The following is a 19,891-nucleotide window of genomic DNA, read 5'->3' as shown; positions in this document are numbered from 1 at the left end:
GGCGGCGGTTCGTTATCTTGCGCCGCAAAATTTCCGGCGCAAGTAAAATCTTTCAGTGCCGGCCGCCTTCGAGATAGGCCGCGCGTACCTGCGGATCAGCCAGCAATTCCCTGCCCGAACCGCTCATCGTCACCTTGCCGTTGACCATCACATAGGCGCGGTCGGAAAGCTTCAGTGCCGCAAAGGCGTTCTGTTCAACGAGGAAGACGGTCAGGCCCTCTTCCTGGTTGAGCTTCTTGATGGCCTCGAAGATGCCCTTGACGATCAGCGGGGCAAGGCCCAGCGACGGCTCGTCGAGAAGCAGCAGTTTCGGCCGTGCCATCAGCGCGCGGCCGATGGAGAGCATCTGCTGCTCGCCGCCGGAAAGCGTGCCACCACGCTGGCTCTGACGTTCTTTCAGCCGCGGGAACATGACGAAAATCTTCTCGACGTCCTCTTTGAAATATTTGAGGTTGTCGAGATTGGCGCCCATCTGCAGGTTTTCCAGCACCGTCATGCGCGGGAAAATCCGGCGGCCCTCGGGTGATTGGGCAATGCGCTTGCGGGCGATGAGGTGCGTCGGCAGGCGGGTAATGTCTTCGCCGTCGAACGTCACCTGGCCAGTGCGCGCCTGCGGGCTGCCGCAGATGGTCATCATCAGTGTCGATTTGCCGGCGCCGTTGGCGCCGATAAGGCTGACGATCTCGCCCTTGTTGACCTCGACATCGACACCGGCCAATGCCCGGATGTTACCGTAGTAGGTTTCGACACCCTGTACTTTGAGAAGCGGTTCACCGGACATCAGGCCACTCCTCCGTCGAGTTCTTCCGCAATCACGTCTTCCACTTCATCATCCTCGACACCCAGATAGGCGGCGATGACCTTCGGGTCGTTCTTCACATGGTCCGGCGAACCGTCGGAAATCTTCTGGCCGTATTCGAGAACCACGACGTGATCGGAAATCTGCATAACCACCGACATGTCGTGCTCGATCAGAAGCAGCGACGTGCCTTCGTCGCGGATACCGCGCAGCAGCGCATTGAGCGCCAGCGATTCCTTCGGGTTGAGACCGGCCGCCGGTTCATCGAGGCAGAGAAGTTCCGGCCCCGTGCACATGGCGCGGGCAATTTCCAGACGGCGCTGCGCGCCATAGGGCAGATCGCCGGCCGGGTCGTCGGCGCGGTCGGTCAGATCGGCCTTGTCCAGCCAGTATTTGGCCTTATCGATCGAACTGTTGACCGCCCTCTTGTAGGCGGGCAGGCCGAGAAGACCGAGAATGGTGTAGCCCGATGCCTTCATAAGCGCATTGTGCTGCGCCACCAGCAGGTTTTCCAGAACCGTCAGACCCGAAAACAGGCGGATGTTCTGGAAGGTACGCGCCACCTTCGCCTTCTTGGTGATCTCGAAATCCGGCAGGCGCTCCAGAAGATGCGCCTCGCCGTTTTGCTGACGCATGGTGATCATGCCCATCGTCGGCTTGTAGAAGCCTGTGATGCAGTTGAAAACCGTGGTCTTTCCAGCACCGTTCGGACCGATCAGCGCCGTGATCTCGCCACGCTTCGCCTCAAAGGAGAAGTCATTGATGGCCATCAGGCCGCCAAACCGCATCGAGAGATGTTCGACCTTGAGGATCGTGTCGCCAGTTAGATTGGGTGTCATGTTTGTCGTTCCGGAAGCCATCAACCGTGACCTTCCTTGGTAAAGCTGCCCGAGACGGCCTTGCGTTCCCTGAGGAAGGCCGTCGGTTCTCGTGAGCCGACAAAGCCGCGCGGCTTGAACAGCATGACGATGACCATGGCGAGACCGAACAGCAGCATGCGGTAGAGTTCCGGCGTGAAATCAGGCCCGAAGACATGCTTCAGGAATTCCATTTCGCGCAGCAGCTCCGTGCCGCCGACCATGACGAGGGCGGCAATGGCGATGCCCGTGAGCGAACCCATGCCGCCGAGAACGACAATGGCGAGGATGACGGCCGATTCCAGGAAGACGAAGCTTTCCGGCGATACGAAACCCTGACGGGCGGCGAAGAACGAGCCAGCGAAACCGCCAAACATCGCGCCTGTCGCAAAAGCGGTAAGCTTGGTGATGACGGTATCGATGCCGAGCGAGCGGCAGGCGATTTCGTCTTCACGCAGAGCTTCCCACGCCCGGCCGATCGGCATGCGGCGCAGCTTGATGGTGACGTAAGCCGTCAGCATGCACAGAAGCAGGATCACGTAGAACAGGAAAATCTTGTAATAGGCCGACGACATCGTCAGGCCGAAGGCCTTGGCGAAATTGTTCGGCGCGCCGACATCGAAGGACCAGATGCCGAAGATAGACGCCTTGGCGATGCCGGAAATGCCGAAGGTGCCCTTGGTCACATCCGTCCAGTTCAACAGCACGAGACGGATGATTTCACCGAAGGCGAGCGTGACGATGGCAAGATAGTCGCCACGAAGTCTGAGCACCGGGAAGCCGAGAATGATGCCCCAGAAGCCCGCGAGAATGCCGGCCACCGGCAGAAGCACCCAGAAGGAAAGGCCGAGATGGCTTGACAGCAGCGCGTAGGAATAGGCGCCCACCGCATAGAATGCCACATAACCGAGATCGAGCAGGCCCGCGAGGCCAACGACGATGTTGAGGCCCCACGCCAGCATCACATAGATCAGGATCTGGATGCCGAAATTGTCGACGAATTTCAGCGAGCCCTGAAAACCGAACAGCTGCACGGCGACGACGGGATAAAGCAGCAGCAGGACAAGCGCGAGCTTCAGGAAGTGCTTGTGGAAAAAGCCTTTTTCCTCGGAGATTTCCAGAATGCCGCTTTTGGCCTTGGCAAGCTTGCGGCGATCCATCGACGGCCGGATGAAGCCGACCATCAGGAAACGGCCGATGGCGGCGACGCCGACGAAGATCGACAGAAGCCCCCAGCGGGTGCCCCAGATAAGCTGGTTGTTGATGTCCTGATAGGTGACGATACCGACGTAAAGAATGAACATGCCGAGCGAGACGATGCCCGCAAAGATGCCTTCCTTCACCGCCGTTGCCATCAGGCTCGGGCTGGAAGTGTCGTTTTCGGAAGCGATATTGGTCATGGGATCACACCTTCTCGACTTCCGGACGACCGAGAATGCCGGTCGGCTTGAAGATCAGCACGAAAGCCAGGATGCCGAATGCCGCGACGTCCTTGTAGGCAATGGAGAAATAGGCGGACCAGAGAGATTCGATGAGGCCGATCAGGAGACCGCCGAGAACGGCGCCCGGAAGCGAACCGATACCGCCGAGAACCGCTGCGGTAAACGCCTTGACGCCCGGAATGAAGCCATCGTTGAAGGATGCGACACCGTAATACATCAGATACATTGTACCGGCGACCGCCGCGAGTGCGGCCCCCATGATGAAGGTGATCGAGATCGTCTTGTCGACATCCACACCCAGAAGGGCCGCCATCTTGCGGTCCTGTTCCGTGGCGCGCTGCGCCCGGCCGAGCGGAGTCTTGTTGACGATGTACCAGAAGGCGAACAGCAGCACCGACGTCACCGCCATGATGATGAACTGCTTCAGCGAGACGGTGATGGAGCCGAAATGGTAGCTGTCCGTCACCATTGACGGGATCGGCTTGTTACGCGGACCCTGTGTCACCTGGATGAAGTTGGACAGCGCGATCGACATGCCGATGGCGGTGATCAGCGGCGCAAGGCGGAACGAGCCTCTGAGCGGACGGTAGGCCACGCGCTCGATCACCCAGTTCCACAGGCCGGTCATCAGCATGGCGACGACCATCATCAAAATCAGAAGAAGCGCCACCGGAATACCGGCAAAAAACGATGTTGCGATCAGAAAAACGATCAGCGCGGCGAAACCGCCAAGCATGAAAATATCGCCATGGGCGAAGTTGATCATGCCGATGATGCCGTAGACCATCGTATAGCCAATTGCGATGAGGCCGTAGATCGATCCAAGAGTCAGCCCGTTGATGAGCTGCTGGATAAAATACTCCATGTCTTTCCCCTGGGCATGACCTCTAATGAGCCACGCCTCGTTTATGTTAATTATAGGGGGAACCTTTTCGATTAGCCCCCACCTGCAAAATGCATATCGTGTTCGCTAAAAATGTGAAGTCAAAAACGGGCGATCCTGCACAAAATTTGGAATTTCCACATTCGTTGCCGTTTTCCCGATCAGAATAGCCAGGATTTCGGCAGTAAGTGCTAAAAAAATGGCGTTCGAATGCTTATTTCAGTGTTGCCTGACGCATTGTTTGACGGGTGGCGGGCAAAAGAGTAGCGAAATAGAGGGGCAAAGGATCCCCGGCACGAAATGGCAACGGCAACAAGATGATCGACATATTGACGAAAGCGGCGCTGGACGCCGGGCAGGCAATCATGGCGGTCCATCGCGCCGGGCCACACGTATCATACAAGGACGATTGCTCACCCGTGACCGAGGCAGACCAGCGGGCGGAGGTGATCATTCTGCAGGCACTGGCTACGCATTTTCCCGAAATCCCGGTCATTGCCGAAGAAGCGGTCTCGAACGGCATTCTGCCGGAGACAGGCACGGAATTTTTTCTGGTCGATCCGCTGGATGGGACCAAGGAATTCATTTCCGGCAAGGATGATTTCACCGTCAATATCGCCCTGATCAGAAACGGCGTGCCGGTTGCAGGCGTGGTTTACGCCCCCTGCCGCGGCCAGGCATGGACCGGCAAGGACAACAGCGCCGAAAAGCTCGCAATATCAGGCGAAGGCGTGATCCTCGCGCGCCACCCCATCCGGGCACGCCAGCGCGGCGCCTCCCCCGTGGCGCTGATCAGCCGCTCGCACTGTACCGCGAAAACGGAAGCCTTCGTGGCCGAACACGGCCTGAAAGACTGCATTTCCGTTGGTTCCTCACTGAAATTCTGCATGCTGGCGGAAGGTGCTGCCGATATCTATCCCCGCTTCAGCCGCACCATGATGTGGGATACGGCGGCAGGCGACGCCGTACTGCGCGCCGCCGGTGGCAGAACGCTGGATTGCGAGGGGCGGCTGCTTGCCTATGAGGTGAGAGGCGATGGTGAAGATGCACTCGCCAACCCGGATTTCATTGCCGAGGGCGCAATGGCAGCGACGGTGGAAATTGCGACATAAGCCTGCGAGGAGACCGCTAGACCTCCTTCGTGATCAGGCGTTTTTAGGCGTTCGCTTCGGTGTCTGCGGCTTACCCCCCTCTGCCCTGCCGGGCATCTCCCCCACAGGTGGGGAGATCGACTCGTGGCAAGGTCTCGCAGATCTCAATGTTTGAGAATGAAGCGACGGTAAAGCCGCTTGCCGATCTCCACCCTTGTGGGGGAGATGCCCGGCAGGGCAGAGGGGGGTAAGCCGCATACGCCGAGCCCCAAAATCAGTTCCTCCATATCGATCAAACCGGCGTTGAACCGGTATCTCGGAAAATAATTTCATCCCCGCTCATCCCCGCCCCGCCGCGCCGCATCACAATCGCCGGCGAACAGCCACGGAGCGCGGAAGAGACATCATGACTGAACAGACGGCGAGACTTAGGCTTCCTTATATCCTGCCCTCGCAGGCACAGAAACACGTCACCCACAACGAGGCGCTGCAGCGGCTGGACGCGATCGTCCAGCTGGTCGTCAAGGACGTGGTCGCCGCCCCGCCCGACAATGCGCCGGAGGGAGACTGCTTCCTGCTCTCGCTTGACGCCGCTGGCGACTGGGCGGGCAAGGGCGGGAAGCTTGCCTTCCGGCAGGACGGTGAATGGCTGCTGATAGCGCCGCAACCCGGCTGGACGGCATGGTTTGCGAGCGAGGGTAAACATCGCGTCCTGCGGGACAGCGCATGGCGGGACGTGCCGCTGCCTGCCGCAGCGACCCTCGAAAGGCTTGGCATTGGCACACAGGCCGATGTCACCAACCGTCTGGCGCTTGCCGCCCCCGCCAGCCTCTTCACCCACACAGAAGAGAACGGCAACCACCGCATGGCGATCAACAAGGCGGCAAAGGCCGATACCGCCTCGCTGCTGTTCCAGTCCGGCTGGAGCGGCCGGGCGGAAATGGGCCTTGCAGGCAATGACGGTTTTTCGATCAAGACCAGCGCCGACGGCATTTCCTGGCAAACGGCCCTTTTGTGCAGCGGCGACGGCAGGGTCACGATGCCGAACCGGCCCGTGGTTCTGGCAAGCCTGCCTTCGGGCACGACGAGGCCGGCCAACGGCTCGGCTTCGGGGTTTTCCATGCTCTTCATCGATGAGGGTGGTTTCGTTCTCGGCGACGCGGTCGGCACAGGCGGCGGAAGGGAACTCGTCGTTCCCGTGAAAGGTCTCTATCTGGCCACCCTGTCGCTTGCCGTGGTGTCCTCATCCGGGCACCGGGTTTCGCTTGCCGTCAACGGCGCGGCTGGCGGCCTCACTGTAGCGGGCAACGCCTCCAATGCCGGCACCTCGCAGTCGACGACCCTTATCCTGCCCCTCAATGCCGGCGATCGCCTGCGGCTGGTGCATGAGGGAACCGCGGAATTTGCCAACGGCAGCGGGAAAACGTGCCTTTCGCTTGCGGCGCTGTGAGGAAAACAACCGATGGACGATAAAAAACACGATTTTTGGAAAAATTTTTTCCCGACAAAATAAGGCGACTCGAACAGATCGGGCGAAACCGTTCAAATTCTTAATAAATTGTCACGAACTGCTTAGGCAATTTTTAAAGGTACGGGGCTAAAGTTCCCGTCATATGGTCTTGAGTTTGTATAGAGTGTCCAATGACCGAAATGATACGCCCACGAGTTAAATATGTCATCGGCCCCGATGGCAGCCCTCTGACGATTGCGGATCTTCCGCCGTCAAATACCCGTCGATGGGTTATTCGCAGAAAGGCAGAGGTCGTCGCCGCCGTGCGCGGAGGACTTCTGAGCCTTGAGGAAGCCTGCGAGCGTTATACGCTCACCGTCGAAGAATTCCTGTCCTGGCAGTCGTCGATTGCCGATCATGGCCTTGCCGGCCTGCGCACGACGCGCATTCAGCAATATCGCCACTAAACCAGTGCGCCGGCGCGGCAACGCGCCCAAACCGAACTTCCAAAACGCCCCGTCGCATCGACGGGGCTTTCGGTTTGATTTTGGATTTCCCCTGAAAATTGCCAGACACAGCCGGTGACTGTCACCGGTTTGTGTCCACTGCGTTCGCTATCCCGCTGTTTCAATTCAGGCGCAGGCCGTTACAGTGGAAAAAACGAAAAGCAATGCGAAGGCAGAGATCATGGATATCAAGACAACCGAAACCGGATCGCGCGGCGAATATTCGGCAACCATCGACGGCCACAAGGCCGAGATGACCTATTCGCGCACCTCCCCTTCCCTCATCATCATCGACCATACCGGCGTGCCGGATGCCCTGCGCGGCAAAGGTGTCGGCCAGGCGCTCGCGGCCCATGCCATCGATGAAGCGCGCAAGGGCGGCTGGAAAATCATTCCGCTCTGCCCTTTCTTCAAGGCTCAGACGCTACGCCACCCTGATTGGGCAGATGTCATTCAGGGGTAACCAGCCAGACGGGCTGAGGCTTGGGACAAAACCTCAAGTTTGTTTTTTAGCGAAAGCGGAGCCCACACGCTCCGTCACCCCGGCCAAGAGCCGGGGTCCAGCCAGCTCAAATCCTTGAGCTTAAGGGAATCTTCCGCCGCGCAGACGCGCGTCGGCTGGATGCCGGATCAGGCCCGGCATGTCGACGGATAGATTTCAGGCTGCCAGCAATCACGCCACCTTCAGCGGCGGTGTTCCTGCATGTATGCTCCTTCGAACTTCGGCCCGAAATTCCGGCGTATCCTCGGCGCCATGCACTGCCACGGCATGTTGAACCGCCGCTTCCATGAGCTCCTCCGGCGTATCGGCTGAGATGGCGATCGAGCATTTGCTGTCGCTCGGGAATTCGCGGCAATCGATATATTGGCGGGCCATTTGTTTCCTCCCCGCTTCTGGCCCACCCGCGTCCGCGCAGGGCGCGCGTGGGACAAGCCTCCGGCTCTTAGTCGGAACTTCACCAAGTTACGCCTTTCCCCGGTCCCGGACAATCGAAAACGCAGGGATTCCCTGCGTCCCTGCCCCGCAAGAAACCAGCAGGGCAAGGCGCTGCGGTGCGCCAAAGCAAAAGGCCGCCAACGAGGGGCGGCCTTCCAGAAAAAAGCATGGGCATCCCGTCATTGAAAGCCGCCTCCTGATCCACCGGCAGCCGTCAATGAGGACGATCCTTATATGATCTTGCGCCAATACCTAGGCGCGGGCGCGGATCGCTCCGTCGCGGTTTTCCAGTGCCGCCGCCTTTTCATATTCGGCCTGCACCTCTTCCAGAGAAGCCTCTGCGGCTTCCTGCTGGGTCTTCAGCTCCCGGATCGAGACCTGAAGATTGTCCGCACGCTGACGCGCGGCCTTGGCGAAGGTCGGATATGCGAAGTGGGTCGGATCGGTAATGCCGGACTTGCTCTCTTCCAGCGATATTTGATGCACCAGTTCCTTTGCCATCCGCTCAAACTCGGACATCATCTGCTGCAACTGGCTAAGTTGCCGGCGTTTTTCATTAACCTGAAATTCTTTCAGGCGAACCAGGCTGTCACGCGACTTCATACGCAATACTCCATGGATAGCGAGACCCGGATCAAAAAGGCACTATGCCCCCTCGATCGGCCCGTTTAACCCGCCCGCTCAACCGGCCCGGTTAACCCGTTGTGCCGGAATGATTCCCAAAAGTTACCCGGCGTTAATAAAAAAACGCCGCCGTTAACCTTTCGTTTACGGGCATCGTTAATGATAAACACGATCATTTAAGGGTCGGTAAATGCCAGGTCCAAAAAAACGGGCCCGACGATGTAAGAGTCGATTGAATCACTTAGCGAGATATCCTCACGTTAAGCTTCAATTTTGGCGATGGTGGATTCACGTGCAAAAACAGCGAAATGCCAACTTTGCTTAATAAATTCGATACACCTTGCCAAAGGCAATTAGAATTTGTTAACCATTTGGTGGCAGCCTGCAAATCAGGCAACGTCTGGATCCGCATCGCGCGAGGCAATGATTTACCAATCTGCGGGCGGCAAAGGGGATAATTATGCGGGTTCTACTTATTGAAGACGACAGCGCAACAGCGCAGAGCATCGAACTGATGCTCAAGTCGGAAAGTTTTAACGTCTACACGACCGACCTCGGCGAGGAAGGCGTGGACCTCGGTAAACTCTACGATTACGACATTATTCTTCTCGATCTCAACCTGCCCGATATGTCGGGTTACGAGGTCTTGAGAACCTTGCGCCTTTCCAAGGTCAAGACACCCATCCTCATCCTCTCCGGCATGGCCGGCATCGAGGACAAGGTTCGTGGTCTCGGCTTCGGCGCAGACGACTACATGACGAAGCCGTTCCACAAGGACGAGCTTGTTGCCCGTATTCACGCAATCGTCCGCCGTTCCAAGGGCCATGCGCAATCGGTCATCTCCACCGGCGAGCTGATCGTCAATCTCGATGCCAAGACGGTTGAAGTGGGCGGCCAGCGCGTTCACCTGACCGGCAAGGAATATCAGATGCTTGAGCTGCTTTCGCTGCGCAAGGGCACGACGCTGACCAAGGAAATGTTCCTGAACCACCTTTATGGCGGCATGGACGAACCGGAACTGAAGATCATCGACGTCTTCATCTGCAAGCTGCGCAAGAAGCTCGCAAATGCCGCAGGCGGCGCAAACTACATCGAAACCGTCTGGGGCCGCGGTTATGTCCTGCGCGAGCCTGATGGAGCCACGGAATTTCTCGAAACCGCCTGATCCCCTTCAGGATATGGCAGTTTTTAAAAGACCCGCTGGCGACAGCGGGTTTTTTGTTGCGATTTCATGATTGGATAGTGCCATGGACCATTCTATCCCCACCCTCAGAACGGAACGCCTGATTTTGCGCCCGCAGATCATGGCGGATTTCCCCGCCTATAGAGACTTTATGGCGTCGACCCGCTCCATCGGCGTCGGCGGACCATATGACCTGCCGTCAACCTGGGGCGTTTTTTGTCACGATCTCGCCAACTGGCATTTTTTCGGCCACGGGGCGCTGATGATCGAACTTGGCGAAACCGGGCAATGTATCGGCCAGGTCGGCATCAATCACGGCCCGCTATTTCCCGAAAAGGAACTGGGCTGGCTGCTTTATGGCGGCCAGGAAGGCCACGGTTATGCTGCGGAAGCGGCCTCTGCACTGCGCGACTGGGCATTCGAGACCCTGCAATTGCAGACGCTCGTCAGCTATGTCTCGCCGCGCAACAGCAAATCCGCAGCGGTTGCACAGCGCCTCGGCGGTGTTATCGACCCATCGGCACCACGGTCTGATCCCGAAGACCTTGCCTATCGGTATCGTCCGCAAAAAGTGGCCTGAAGGATCGGGACGTCGCGCAACGGTTCATCGAGACGTTCCGAACACCTGTCTTAATGCATTTCCACGTTCAGGAAGCCGACAATCGCCTCCGCGATCTGCCGGTGGATGGCCAGGCGGTCCCTGCCCCCGCCGTCACGGCAGACGAAACCTTCCCCCGGCGAAAGCTCCTCGACGATTTTTTCGCCGTTTGGCTTGCATGTCTGCATGAAGCTGAAATGGCTGGCATCCGGTATTTCGCGATAAACCGTGGTCGCCTTTGGCAGATTGCGGGCGATATATTCCGAATCAGCCTTGAGGGCGGCAATCTCGGGCGTTTCCACACCGGCGGCCAGAACCAGAACCGGTACATCGACACGTTTCAGTGTTTCCGGCAGGAAACCGGCGGCCGGGCCAGCGTCCAGCGCAATCACCGCGAGGATGCGAGCATCGCGCAAATCCATCGAAAGGCGTGGATCGGCCTTGCCGCCGTTAACGATCCCGACCTTGGCCAGCAACCGTGGCGCCTTGCATTGCGGCAGAACCTTCTCCGCATTGCAGTCTTTTAGCGCGAGATCGGCGCTGTAGCGGGCGCCAGTCAGCTCCATAGCGGTCCAGCCTCCGAGAGAATGGCCGATGACCGCGATGCGTGCCCTGTCGATTTTTCCAGCAAGTTGATCGTTATCGAGCAACGCCGTCAACGTTCTGCTGATGTCGCGCGGGCGTTCCCATAACGGCACGATCTCCATCGCATTCTCTTCAGTGAATGATTCGCCCGCGTGATCCGGCGCGGCCACGATATAACCCTGCTGAACAAGCTCACCGGCGATCCAGTTCAGATTGCGCCAGCTTCCGCCAAATCCGTGTGACAGCAACACCAGAGGACGGGAACCGGCCAGAAACGACGCATCAGGTTGAACCTCGAGACCATAAAAAGCAGCGTTTTCGCCCACCGTCTCAGTTTTTCCCGATGGTGCGGACGGATACCACAATGACAGGTTCAGCATTCGCGTGCCCGAATCATCGGACAATTCCAGCTGTCTGAAACCAATCGCGTTCTCCGCCATCACGGGCGCAGCGGTGGAGAGGATGGCGATGGCGACCACAAGAAAATAGCGCATGTGAAGCTCCAAAAATTGATCTTGGATCAACCCTTGGTTCAAACCGCCACCGTCCGAGACCTCGAACAGATTTCAGGTCGCCCTGAAACGCGATCGAGACGGCACGGCGGGAATGCGCAGCACTAAACCCCCACAACCCGCTCGAAAAGCCGGATGGGATTGCCCCGGAATGTCGAATCGCGAAACAGGCGGAAGCCGAAACGGGTGGCGATGACGAGCGAGGGGGTGTTGAGCGGGTCGATCATGCAGACGGTCCGCTGCGAAATTCCGCTGCGATCAAACCACCCTGTTGCCGCCGCCACCGCCTCGGTCGCGACGCCCTTGCCGTTCAGATCAGCATCGATTTTCCACATCGCTTCTGGCACGCCATCGAAATCGGTGCCGTTTCCACGGCGCATATGGGCAAAGCCCACCTCGCCGACGATACGCCCGGAGCTTGCCTCCTCCACGACAAAGGGACCGAAGCCGAAGACCGACCAATGGCCGATGAAGCGCAAAAGACGGGCAAAGGCGATTTCGGGGTCCAGCGGCGTAATCGATGTGACCCCTTCGATGGGCCGGACATCCGCGCTCCAGAACGCACAATAAAGCGCTTCATCCGTGATGGCGTGCGGCCGCAGGACGAGGCGCGCGGTTGTCAGACGTGTCATGAACCTCTTCCCCAAAAGCAAAAAAGGCCGGCGCGTCGGAAAACGCTAACCGGCCCTTTCGCAAAACTACCTCTGCAACTGAACGATCACGCGGCAACCGTCTTTGCGGTAAACACGATGCGATCCTCATGCACCTTGTATTCCACGGCCATATCGGCCTCCTCCGCCAGAAGCAGCGTGTAATAGGGCTGCACGGAATGGGCGTCGACCGCCTCTTCCAGCCTGCCTTCGTAGATCTCGGCGAATTTGGCCGGAATGCGCATCATCTTGCCCTTGACGGTGATTTCGAATTTGGCGTCACCTTCCGGATCTTCCAGCACCACATCCACATTACCACCGCGCGGGATCGCGCTGTAGGACACGAGAAAGAGGTTGAGCAAAAGTTTGACACGATTTTTCGCGACGATGGCGCGTGGGCCGTTCCAGGTCACTTCGGCCTTCTTTTCGGCGGCAGCGAAATCCTTGGCGGCTTTTTCAGCCTCGCCGGTATCGATCGAAGCACCGGCGGAGCCGGACGCGCCGAAAGCGAGGCGGGCGAACTTCAGCCGCACGGATGCGTTAAGAGCGGATGTGCGGATGAGATCCAGCGCATCGTCATCGGTGCCGCCCTCGTCCAGCAATTCGAGGCCGTTATTGATGGCGCCGACAGGGGAGATCACGTCATGGCACACACGACTGCACAGAAGAGCTGCCAGATCGGGACCGGACAGCGTGATATTGAGTTTGCTCGTCATAAAATTCTCTCCTGCGCAAGGGAAGCGCGGACGGTGTGGAAATTGTTAAGCCATAATGACACCATATTTGGTAAACCGATTGTTAATAGGATGGTTTCAAAATGCCAAATGCCTTAACAGGCCACCCTGGAGCGCCCTGCGTCCGTTCGGACGTATAAAGGATGCTCTGGAACTTTGAATCTTCGCATGGGCCCTGCCGAAAATTGATTCGGATTTTCGGGCTGATGCACCAACGAACAGACGGACGGACATGACGATGCGCCTTACGAAAACCCGCACCATTGCACGCCTCGGACTGGGAAAGATTTTTGCGCTCCTTGCCAGCCTTTTGATGTGGGCCGCACCGGCCTCGGCCCAGAACAGCGATCAATATTCTTTTCAGGAAGTCGTGGATGCAGGCCACGGATTCTTCGGTGAAACCACCGGCGGCCTCGCCAAGGTGGTGGAACGCGCCTTCCAGCAATACGGTCTTCCGAACGGTTATATTCTGGGGCAGGAAGGCTCTGGCGCTTTCGTCGCGGGCCTCACCTATGGCGAAGGCACGCTTTATACCAAGAATGCCGGCCAGCATCCCGTCTTCTGGCAAGGCCCGTCGCTCGGCCTCGATTACGGCGGCCAGGGCACCCGCGCCATGATGCTGGTCTACAACCTGCCTTCGGTCGATTCGCTTTATCGCCGTTACGGCGGCGTCAGCGGCTCGGCCTTCATCGTCGCCGGCGTCGGCATGACCTATCTGAAAAGCAGCGATGTCACGCTGGCACCCATTCGCACCGGCATCGGCGCGCGCCTCGGCATCAATGTCGGCTACCTGAAGCTTACCCAGGAACCGACCTGGAACCCCTTCTGACGCTGAGATGGGGAGGCACTCTTGCGGCTCCCCGCGCAACTGCCTTGGCGATACCCCTCCCAACGGTTGCAATAATAGCGTAACGTGCTCTCGCGCTCCTCTTTCCGAATGCGCGCGTATCTGAGTTTCGGAGACTGTCTCGCGTGATTGAATATGCCATTCTTTTCGGATTGGGTTTTCTCACCGCAACCCTGCTGGCCTTGCTGATCGCGCCCGCGATCCATCGCCGCATCGTTGCCTATACGGAAAACCGGCTGCGCGCGACAATGCCCATCAGCCCCCAGGAAGTTCGCGCCCAGAAGGACATGGCACGCGCGCTCTATGCCGCCGAAAACGCCAAGGTTCGTCAGGAACTGGACACCGAACGGGAAAAGAACACCTCGCTCCGCCTCGCCAACGAGGCAGCATCCAGCGATGCCTATCGCCTCGGCGAGCAGAACCGCGGCCTTTTGCTGAAAATCGAGGAATTGACGCTGGAAATCGGTGAATTGCGAGGCGCACTCGACGCCAGCGAGGAACGCGCGAGCGCAATACAGGCAAACCTTCTGGAGCAGGAACAGGCCGCAAATGCGCGTGCCGGCCAGATGTCTGAGATCACCGCTCGCCTCACCAATCTGACCCGCGAGCTGGATGATTCGAAAATCCTCGCCGCCACCCGCGATCTGGAGGCCGAGCAGGCAAAACAGACCGCCTCGCGTTTCCGCAAGGAGGGCGAAACGGCGACCCGCGAATTGCAGGATGTCGCTGCCCGCAACAAGGAGGCCATGACAGCGGTTGCGCGCGAAAGCCGCAAGGTCACCCGGCTGGAAGAACAGATCGCCATTGTCATGGCAAAAAATGCCGATCTCGACACCATGCTGACCCTGCGCAATCAGGAGGTTGCCCGCCTGAAGGAACAGCTTGCCGCAACCGGCGGCCGCGCCGACGACATGATCATCCGTCTGCCCAACCCCGCCGTACTGAACGGGGAAACCGCAAGCCAGCAGCAGAAGGCGCCCGTCCTGCCCGAAATCGCGCCCGTGGTCGCGGCAGACATTCCACCGGTCTCAACCGCCATGGAACCGGCAGCGACGCCGCCGGAAGGTCTGGAGCAGGAGATCGAGGATATCCGCAATCAGGGAACGGCACTCACCGAACGCCTGCTGAATGTGCGCGGCACCGGCAACGACGAACCGATCCGTCGCGAAATCGCCCGCATCGCCGCCCAGATGATCGCGCTCACCGCAGCGCAGGAGGGCGAGAAATCGCCGATCCCGGGGCTGCTTGCGAAGGCCAGCGCCTCGACCGGCCGTGAGAGCCTTGCGAAGCGGGCGAGTGTGTTGATGGAGAAGCGGAAGGGTTGATATTCCCTTCGGTGGGTGTGGTTTACCCCCCTCTGTCCTGCCGGACATCTCCCCCCCAAGGAGGGAGATCGGCAAGAAGCTTTACGTCACTTCATTCGCAAACATCGAGATGGCCGAGACCTAGCMTCAGGTCGATCTCCCCCCTTGTGGGGGAGATGTCCGGCAGGACAGAGGGGGGTGAGCGGCATTCGTCACGAGTAACATCGCGAAGACCTAAACCCGCCCTATCGCCCCCGCCATCTGATAAAGCGCCAGCCCCGAAGCCGTCCCCGCATTCAAACTGTCCAATTGCGGCGACTGCGCAATCCGGGCGGTATGGAACCGAGACAGTACCGATTGCGGCAACCCCTCGCCTTCCGTGCCGATGACCAGCGCCATGCGCTCCGAACGTGGAATATCGCGAATCTCGGTCTCGCCATTCGGCGAAAGGCTCCAGATCGCAAAACCGGCCTGCGAAAGCCGCTCCAGCATCTGCACCGCACCACCGCCGCGATGATAGGGAACCGAGAGAACGGAACCGACGGACACCCGGAGCGCCTTGCGATAGAGCGGATCGCATGAAGTCTCGTCCAGAAACACCGCATCGGCATAAAAGGCCGCGGCGTTGCGGAACATCGCACCCAGATTGTCGTGGTTGGAAATGCCGCAGCCCACCAGCACCAGCGACGAGGCGGGAAGCGCGTCCGTCAACCCGTCCAGCATAATGTCACGCACCCGGCGGCCGAGCGCCAGAATGCCGCGATGCAGGTGAAAACCGACAATGCCATCCAGCACCGGCGCTTCCGCCACATAGACCGGCACATCGGGCGGAAAATCGGCAAGGATATCCGCGACGCCGGAAAGCCGGTTCTTGAGGATGAGAATGCTTTCCGCCGCAAAGGCACCACCCGCCTTGTGGGCGGCGGCCAGCATGCGCAACACAACCGTGCCTTCCGCGATGAAACGGCCCTGGCGACCGGTGAGATCACGCTCGCGAATATCGCGAAAGGCGGCAATGCGCGGATCGGCCGGGTCTTCGACCGGGATCAGAGCCCGACCGTCCAGGAACGCATGCACGCCCGCCGGATCAATATCCTCACTGGGCATCGACCGTCACATCGGCGAGAAAGCGGCCGGCCGCGACGTTGAAGACCAGCGCCTTGCGGGTGCCGTTGGCAAGCTTGCCGTAAAACAGCATGTCACCGCCGGAATAGCTGACATTGTCGATTGTAAAGCCCTGCGGCAGGCTGGCGGTCACGGCAAGCGGTCCGTTGCCGGTGGGAACCGCCAGATTTTGCGGTACGCTCTGCGTTACAACGGTTTTCGATGGTCCTACCGCCTTGTAGACAACCGCGCCGAACACAGCCATAAGGCTGATGAACATCACGGAGCCCGACACGATCTGCAAACGGATCATCTTGCGGCGAACTTTATCCATGGCCGGATCAAGCGGCTTGTCTTCCTGTTCGTCTTGCTCGATGTGCGTCATCGGGTTCCCTAGAATGCTGATTGATCGGAAAAATAAGAATGAACGACCCCTTTAAACAAGGCGGAGACGCAAGGAAAGTCCTGATTGCCGGCGAAGACGCCGAAGGCCGCATCGATGTGTGGCTGGCGGGCGAAGTTGGCGGCGATCTGTCGCGCAGCCGCCTGAAAGCCCTGATCGAGCAGGGTGCCGTTTTATTGAACGGCACGCCGGTGACCGAGCCGAAAAAGAAGGTGCACCCGCACGACCGCGTCGAGATCGTCATGCCGGAGCCGGAAGACCCCGAACCCAAGGGCGAGGATATCCCGCTCGATGTGGAATATGAGGACGACGACCTGATCGTGCTCGTCAAACCCGCCGGTCTCGTCGTGCATCCCGGCGCCGGCAACTGGACCGGAACGCTGGTCAACGCCCTCATCTATCATTGCGGCGACAGCCTCTCCGGCATTGGCGGCGTGAAGCGCCCCGGCATCGTGCATCGGCTGGACAAGGAAACCTCCGGCGTCATGGTCGTGGCAAAAAACGACAATGCACACCGCCATCTCGCCGCGCAATTTGCCGATCACGGCCGCACCGGCCCGCTGGAACGCGCCTACAAGGCCGTCGTCTGGGGCCGACCGCGCACGCTGCGCGGCACCATTGACGCCGCACTCGGCCGCGGCGCCGACCGCACCAAACGCGCCGTCAAGCGCGAGGACACGGACGATGCCCGCGAGGCGATTACCCATTACGAGGTTATCGAACGTTTCCATGAAAAGGCGGATGCGTCCTGCCTCGCCTCGATGGTGGAGTGCCGCCTGGAAACCGGCCGCACCCATCAGATCCGCGTGCACATGGCCCATATCGGCCATCCGTTGATCGGCGACCCCGAATATGGCGCTGCCTTCCGCACCAAGGCGAACCTGCTTGAGGAACCGGCAAGAAGCACCGTCAACCGCTTTCCGCGACAGGCGCTGCATGCCTATCTCCTGGCCTTCGAACACCCCCGCACCGGCGAGGTGATGGAATTCGAAACAGACATGCCTGATGATATGGAAGAACTGCTCATCGCCCTGCGGAGCTGAAAATGCCGCACGGCGAGGTCAAAAAAACCACGCCGTGCATCTTGCCGGAAGCCACGGAAAATAAAAAGAGATTAGCGGATAGCGATATTCCCCACATGGTCTTTCTTGTAGACCGCCCCAATTCCGCTTCAATCGTCGCACCTCTTCGAACCCCGGAAAGCTTGAAATCGTCACCGCGAATGCCGTGGCCGGACCTCTGGCTTGCCGAAAGACAGACGTTGCAAGGAACGCCGTTTTATCCGCAGAGCTGAACGGAACCGGCATGACGACGGGATCTATCGCGCATGAACACCGATGAACGCCAGTTTATCTTTCAGGGATTACGAAGCGTCGAAGGCTATATCGACCCACCCGACGCGCTTGTCTTCAAGGCGCTGCTGCAGGCGCAGACAAGGGACGGCCTGAAGGGCGGCATTGCGGAGATCGGCGTCTATTATGGCCGCTCCTATTTTCTGCTGCGCAAATTCGCGCAGCCGCAGGAAAAGGTTCTGGGCGTCGACCTGTTCGAACTCGACCCACCCTCGGACGGAAGCCTCGACCAATATGACCGCCTGATGGAAAACGGCAGGCGGTTGGGTTTTGCGATGGATGAGGACTTGATCATCAAGGGCGACAGCACCCGGCTCGCACCCACCGATATTACTTCGCGGACTGGTCCCGTCAGGTTCTTCAGCATCGACGGCGGGCACCACCTGCACCATGTGCTGGCGGACGCGAAACTGGCGCTGGAGGTGATCGCCCCGCACGGCGTCATCGTCTTCGACGATACCTTCAACCCCGCATGGCCGGAAGTGACCGTTGGCGTCGCCGATTTTCTGCGCACCCACGGCCACAGCCTCGCCTGCTTCGCCATGACGAAATACAAGACCTATGTCTGCCGCCGCGAATTTCACGCTGTCTACGCGGACGCGATTGCCTCTGGCCCCGACTTGCAGACACTCGATCATGTCGAAACGGAGTTTCTTGGCTCCCGGGTCGTTCGCCTGCACAACCCCACCCGCCGGCGGGTCATGTATGAGTTGATGGTGCGCTCCGGTCTCGGTGGTTTTTCGGAACGAATTTACCGTTCGAAAGTTAAACAGGTCAAAGAAGGTGTCGCCGGGACATAACGCATGTGTGAACGCTGTGTTCGCTTGAAACGCGGCGGGTGCATACATATTTGTTACGTGGGTTCGTGCGGGGTCGGTAACGACCCGCCACTAGCGGTGTGCCTTGGGCGAGTAATCGCCAATCGATGAGGGTGCCGTTCCAGACCATAGATAAGGGGGTGCTTTATGGCCCGCAATAGTTTGCCTACAATTACGGCCGGCGAAGCCGGTCTCAATAGATATCTCGACGAAATCCGTAAATTCCCGATGCTGGAGCCGCAGGAAGAGTACATGCTTGGCAAGCGTTACGCCGAGCATGGCGACCGCGACGCCGCTCACAAGCTCGTCACCAGCCACCTGCGCCTTGTTGCCAAGATTGCCATGGGTTACCGCGGTTACGGCCTGCCGATTGGCGAAGTCGTGTCCGAAGGCAATGTCGGCCTGATGCAGGCGGTGAAGAAGTTTGATCCGGAACGCGGTTTCCGTCTGGCCACCTACGCCATGTGGTGGATCAAGGCTTCGATCCAGGAATATATCCTGCGTTCGTGGTCGCTGGTGAAGATGGGCACGACTGCCAACCAGAAACGCCTGTTCTTCAACCTGCGCCGGCTGAAAGGCCGTATCCAGGCGATCGACGATGGCGATCTGAAGCCGGAACACGTCAAGGAAATCGCCACCAAGCTGCAGGTTTCCGAGGAAGAAGTGATCTCGATGAACCGCCGCCTGCATGGCGACGCATCGCTGAATGCGCCCATCAAGGCATCCGAAGGCGAATCCGGCCAATGGCAGGACTGGCTGGTGGACGACCATGAAAGCCAGGAAGCCGTGCTGATCGAGCAGGACGAGCTGGAAACCCGCCGCCGCATGCTGGCCAAGGCCATGGGCGTGCTGAACGATCGTGAACGCCGCATCTTCGAGGCCCGCCGCCTTGCCGAAGACCCGGTGACGCTGGAAGAACTCTCATCCGAGTTCGATATCAGCCGCGAACGCGTGCGCCAGATCGAGGTTCGCGCCTTCGAGAAGGTTCAGGAAGCCGTCCAGAAGGAAGCCCTCGAAGCCGCCCGCGCGCTGCGCGTGGTGGATGCGTAAGGCTCGGTCTTTTTAAGAGAGTGGGGCTGAACTTATGGACCACGTCATACTCGGGCCTGTCCCGAGGATGACGTCGGAGTAATTGGCTCTACTGCCATCCCCTCTCACTCCCCTTGGTGTCCGGCGTGACGAAAGAGTGAGGTTCTTTGCCAGTAAATTTCT

Annotated in this window: 23 protein-coding genes; 12 read left to right on the top strand and 11 right to left on the bottom strand. The window is 59.1% G+C overall.

The window, feature by feature from the left end; all coding sequences use genetic code 11:
• Window positions 1–52: 52 nt before the first annotated feature.
• The 4 genes from AC1DCP_RS21930 to AC1DCP_RS21915 are packed head-to-tail and all read right to left on the bottom strand — an operon-like array spanning window position 53 to window position 3,963.
• Complete coding sequence (locus tag AC1DCP_RS21930) at window positions 53–781, bottom strand: ABC transporter ATP-binding protein (protein WP_003513939.1); 729 nt, start codon at window positions 779–781, stop codon at window positions 53–55.
• Window positions 781–1,659 (bottom strand): ABC transporter ATP-binding protein, encoded by an 879-nt coding sequence (locus tag AC1DCP_RS21925; RefSeq protein WP_019565106.1) that lies wholly within the window; start codon window positions 1,657–1,659, stop codon window positions 781–783. Before AC1DCP_RS21925 ends, AC1DCP_RS21930 begins: the two co-directional genes overlap by 1 nt.
• The gene (gene livM, locus AC1DCP_RS21920) at window positions 1,659–3,011 is read right to left on the bottom strand and encodes a high-affinity branched-chain amino acid ABC transporter permease LivM (RefSeq protein WP_370647612.1); all 1,353 of its coding nucleotides are present in this window, start codon (window positions 3,009–3,011) and stop codon (window positions 1,659–1,661) included. Before livM ends, AC1DCP_RS21925 begins: the two co-directional genes overlap by 1 nt.
• A gap of 49 nt (window positions 3,012–3,060) precedes the next feature.
• Window positions 3,061–3,963, bottom strand: coding sequence for a branched-chain amino acid ABC transporter permease (locus AC1DCP_RS21915; protein WP_003513958.1), 903 nt, complete (start codon window positions 3,961–3,963; stop codon window positions 3,061–3,063).
• 335 nt (window positions 3,964–4,298) lie between these two features.
• Between AC1DCP_RS21915 and cysQ the strand changes: the two genes are divergently transcribed.
• From cysQ to AC1DCP_RS21895, 4 genes are all read left to right on the top strand, one after another.
• The gene (cysQ, locus tag AC1DCP_RS21910) at window positions 4,299–5,093 is read left to right on the top strand and encodes a 3'(2'),5'-bisphosphate nucleotidase CysQ (protein ID WP_065687519.1); all 795 of its coding nucleotides are present in this window, start codon (window positions 4,299–4,301) and stop codon (window positions 5,091–5,093) included.
• Window positions 5,094–5,478: 385 nt separating this feature from the next.
• Window positions 5,479–6,522, top strand: a complete 1,044-nt coding sequence (locus AC1DCP_RS21905) for a DUF2793 domain-containing protein (RefSeq protein WP_112153298.1) — start codon at window positions 5,479–5,481, stop codon at window positions 6,520–6,522.
• Between the two features lie 191 nt (window positions 6,523–6,713).
• Window positions 6,714–6,989 carry a CtrA inhibitor SciP gene (gene sciP, locus AC1DCP_RS21900; RefSeq protein WP_003513963.1) on the top strand — a complete coding sequence of 92 codons (276 nt, stop codon included), beginning with the start codon at window positions 6,714–6,716 and terminating at the stop codon, window positions 6,987–6,989.
• Between the two features lie 220 nt (window positions 6,990–7,209).
• Window positions 7,210–7,491, top strand: coding sequence for a GNAT family N-acetyltransferase (locus AC1DCP_RS21895; RefSeq protein ID WP_065687540.1), 282 nt, complete (start codon window positions 7,210–7,212; stop codon window positions 7,489–7,491).
• A gap of 210 nt (window positions 7,492–7,701) precedes the next feature.
• On the opposite strand, the gene AC1DCP_RS21890 is transcribed toward AC1DCP_RS21895, so the two are convergent.
• Both AC1DCP_RS21890 and AC1DCP_RS21885 read right to left on the bottom strand, forming a co-directional pair.
• Window positions 7,702–7,905 carry a DUF1059 domain-containing protein gene (locus AC1DCP_RS21890; RefSeq protein WP_003513967.1) on the bottom strand — a complete coding sequence of 68 codons (204 nt, stop codon included), beginning with the start codon at window positions 7,903–7,905 and terminating at the stop codon, window positions 7,702–7,704.
• Between the two features lie 312 nt (window positions 7,906–8,217).
• Window positions 8,218–8,568 (bottom strand): flagellar export protein FliJ, encoded by a 351-nt coding sequence (locus tag AC1DCP_RS21885; RefSeq protein WP_013636730.1) that lies wholly within the window; start codon window positions 8,566–8,568, stop codon window positions 8,218–8,220.
• A gap of 481 nt (window positions 8,569–9,049) precedes the next feature.
• Between AC1DCP_RS21885 and ctrA the strand changes: the two genes are divergently transcribed.
• Complete coding sequence (gene ctrA / locus AC1DCP_RS21880; protein WP_003491823.1) at window positions 9,050–9,754, top strand: response regulator transcription factor CtrA; 705 nt, start codon at window positions 9,050–9,052, stop codon at window positions 9,752–9,754.
• An 82-nt stretch (window positions 9,755–9,836) separates the two neighbouring features.
• Window positions 9,837–10,352, top strand: a complete 516-nt coding sequence (locus AC1DCP_RS21875; RefSeq protein WP_065687517.1) for a GNAT family N-acetyltransferase — start codon at window positions 9,837–9,839, stop codon at window positions 10,350–10,352.
• Between the two features lie 50 nt (window positions 10,353–10,402).
• Here AC1DCP_RS21875 and AC1DCP_RS21870 read toward each other — a convergent pair whose 3' ends face one another.
• From AC1DCP_RS21870 to chpT, 3 genes are all read right to left on the bottom strand, one after another.
• Window positions 10,403–11,449, bottom strand: coding sequence for an alpha/beta hydrolase family protein (locus AC1DCP_RS21870; RefSeq protein ID WP_065687516.1), 1,047 nt, complete (start codon window positions 11,447–11,449; stop codon window positions 10,403–10,405).
• Between the two features lie 122 nt (window positions 11,450–11,571).
• A complete protein-coding gene (locus AC1DCP_RS21865; protein WP_065687515.1) occupies window positions 11,572–12,099 on the bottom strand; it encodes a GNAT family N-acetyltransferase in 528 nt (175 codons plus the stop codon).
• A gap of 86 nt (window positions 12,100–12,185) precedes the next feature.
• Window positions 12,186–12,833 (bottom strand): histidine phosphotransferase ChpT, encoded by a 648-nt coding sequence (chpT, locus tag AC1DCP_RS21860; RefSeq protein WP_003513974.1) that lies wholly within the window; start codon window positions 12,831–12,833, stop codon window positions 12,186–12,188.
• A gap of 250 nt (window positions 12,834–13,083) precedes the next feature.
• Between chpT and AC1DCP_RS21855 the strand changes: the two genes are divergently transcribed.
• Window positions 13,084–13,680, top strand: coding sequence for a DUF1134 domain-containing protein (locus AC1DCP_RS21855; RefSeq protein WP_003513975.1), 597 nt, complete (start codon window positions 13,084–13,086; stop codon window positions 13,678–13,680).
• A gap of 143 nt (window positions 13,681–13,823) precedes the next feature.
• Window positions 13,824–15,023: a coiled-coil domain-containing protein gene (locus AC1DCP_RS21850; RefSeq protein ID WP_065687514.1), complete on the top strand. Its 1,200-nt coding sequence runs from the start codon at window positions 13,824–13,826 to the stop codon at window positions 15,021–15,023.
• Between the two features lie 213 nt (window positions 15,024–15,236).
• On the opposite strand, the gene AC1DCP_RS21845 is transcribed toward AC1DCP_RS21850, so the two are convergent.
• Both AC1DCP_RS21845 and AC1DCP_RS21840 read right to left on the bottom strand, forming a co-directional pair.
• The gene (locus tag AC1DCP_RS21845) at window positions 15,237–16,109 is read right to left on the bottom strand and encodes a TrmH family RNA methyltransferase (RefSeq protein ID WP_065687513.1); all 873 of its coding nucleotides are present in this window, start codon (window positions 16,107–16,109) and stop codon (window positions 15,237–15,239) included.
• Window positions 16,099–16,491 carry a hypothetical protein gene (locus AC1DCP_RS21840; RefSeq protein ID WP_003513978.1) on the bottom strand — a complete coding sequence of 131 codons (393 nt, stop codon included), beginning with the start codon at window positions 16,489–16,491 and terminating at the stop codon, window positions 16,099–16,101. Before AC1DCP_RS21840 ends, AC1DCP_RS21845 begins: the two co-directional genes overlap by 11 nt.
• A 38-nt stretch (window positions 16,492–16,529) precedes the next feature.
• Here AC1DCP_RS21840 and AC1DCP_RS21835 point away from each other — a divergent pair, with 38 nt between their 5' ends.
• The 4 genes from AC1DCP_RS21835 to rpoH all read left to right on the top strand — a co-directional run bounded on the left by AC1DCP_RS21835 (window position 16,530) and on the right by rpoH (window position 19,729).
• Window positions 16,530–17,552, top strand: coding sequence for an RluA family pseudouridine synthase (locus AC1DCP_RS21835; protein WP_065687512.1), 1,023 nt, complete (start codon window positions 16,530–16,532; stop codon window positions 17,550–17,552).
• A 2-nt stretch (window positions 17,553–17,554) separates the two neighbouring features.
• Window positions 17,555–17,803 (top strand): hypothetical protein, encoded by a 249-nt coding sequence (locus AC1DCP_RS21830; protein ID WP_003513980.1) that lies wholly within the window; start codon window positions 17,555–17,557, stop codon window positions 17,801–17,803.
• A 33-nt stretch (window positions 17,804–17,836) separates the two neighbouring features.
• Window positions 17,837–18,661, top strand: a complete 825-nt coding sequence (locus tag AC1DCP_RS21825; protein WP_112153299.1) for a class I SAM-dependent methyltransferase — start codon at window positions 17,837–17,839, stop codon at window positions 18,659–18,661.
• A gap of 165 nt (window positions 18,662–18,826) precedes the next feature.
• A complete protein-coding gene (gene rpoH / locus AC1DCP_RS21820; RefSeq protein WP_003491840.1) occupies window positions 18,827–19,729 on the top strand; it encodes an RNA polymerase sigma factor RpoH in 903 nt (300 codons plus the stop codon).
• Window positions 19,730–19,891: the final 162 nt, after the last annotated feature.

The organism is Agrobacterium sp. 10T429, assembly GCF_056393925.1.
Note: the sequence above shows the minus strand (reverse complement) of the source record. Positions and strands in the feature narration are given on the sequence as shown.

Coding starts and splice junctions, on each gene's coding strand:
- AC1DCP_RS21835 (WP_065687512.1), top strand. CDS start 16,530: ATGAACGACCCCTTTAAACAAGGCGGAGACGCAAGGAAAGTCCTGATT.
- livM (WP_370647612.1), bottom strand. CDS start 3,011: ATGGCAACGGCGGTGAAGGAAGGCATCTTTGCGGGCATCGTCTCGCTC.
- AC1DCP_RS21915 (WP_003513958.1), bottom strand. CDS start 3,963: ATGGAGTATTTTATCCAGCAGCTCATCAACGGGCTGACTCTTGGATCG.
- AC1DCP_RS21895 (WP_065687540.1), top strand. CDS start 7,210: ATGGATATCAAGACAACCGAAACCGGATCGCGCGGCGAATATTCGGCA.
- AC1DCP_RS21885 (WP_013636730.1), bottom strand. CDS start 8,568: ATGAAGTCGCGTGACAGCCTGGTTCGCCTGAAAGAATTTCAGGTTAAT.
- AC1DCP_RS21875 (WP_065687517.1), top strand. CDS start 9,837: ATGGACCATTCTATCCCCACCCTCAGAACGGAACGCCTGATTTTGCGC.
- AC1DCP_RS21890 (WP_003513967.1), bottom strand. CDS start 7,905: ATGGCCCGCCAATATATCGATTGCCGCGAATTCCCGAGCGACAGCAAA.
- sciP (WP_003513963.1), top strand. CDS start 6,714: ATGACCGAAATGATACGCCCACGAGTTAAATATGTCATCGGCCCCGAT.
- AC1DCP_RS21865 (WP_065687515.1), bottom strand. CDS start 12,099: ATGACACGTCTGACAACCGCGCGCCTCGTCCTGCGGCCGCACGCCATC.
- AC1DCP_RS21855 (WP_003513975.1), top strand. CDS start 13,084: ATGACGATGCGCCTTACGAAAACCCGCACCATTGCACGCCTCGGACTG.
- AC1DCP_RS21925 (WP_019565106.1), bottom strand. CDS start 1,659: ATGGCTTCCGGAACGACAAACATGACACCCAATCTAACTGGCGACACG.
- chpT (WP_003513974.1), bottom strand. CDS start 12,833: ATGACGAGCAAACTCAATATCACGCTGTCCGGTCCCGATCTGGCAGCT.
- AC1DCP_RS21830 (WP_003513980.1), top strand. CDS start 17,555: ATGCCGCACGGCGAGGTCAAAAAAACCACGCCGTGCATCTTGCCGGAA.
- AC1DCP_RS21840 (WP_003513978.1), bottom strand. CDS start 16,491: ATGACGCACATCGAGCAAGACGAACAGGAAGACAAGCCGCTTGATCCG.
- AC1DCP_RS21825 (WP_112153299.1), top strand. CDS start 17,837: ATGAACACCGATGAACGCCAGTTTATCTTTCAGGGATTACGAAGCGTC.
- cysQ (WP_065687519.1), top strand. CDS start 4,299: ATGATCGACATATTGACGAAAGCGGCGCTGGACGCCGGGCAGGCAATC.
- AC1DCP_RS21845 (WP_065687513.1), bottom strand. CDS start 16,109: ATGCCCAGTGAGGATATTGATCCGGCGGGCGTGCATGCGTTCCTGGAC.
- ctrA (WP_003491823.1), top strand. CDS start 9,050: ATGCGGGTTCTACTTATTGAAGACGACAGCGCAACAGCGCAGAGCATC.
- rpoH (WP_003491840.1), top strand. CDS start 18,827: ATGGCCCGCAATAGTTTGCCTACAATTACGGCCGGCGAAGCCGGTCTC.
- AC1DCP_RS21930 (WP_003513939.1), bottom strand. CDS start 781: ATGTCCGGTGAACCGCTTCTCAAAGTACAGGGTGTCGAAACCTACTAC.
- AC1DCP_RS21870 (WP_065687516.1), bottom strand. CDS start 11,449: ATGCGCTATTTTCTTGTGGTCGCCATCGCCATCCTCTCCACCGCTGCG.
- AC1DCP_RS21905 (WP_112153298.1), top strand. CDS start 5,479: ATGACTGAACAGACGGCGAGACTTAGGCTTCCTTATATCCTGCCCTCG.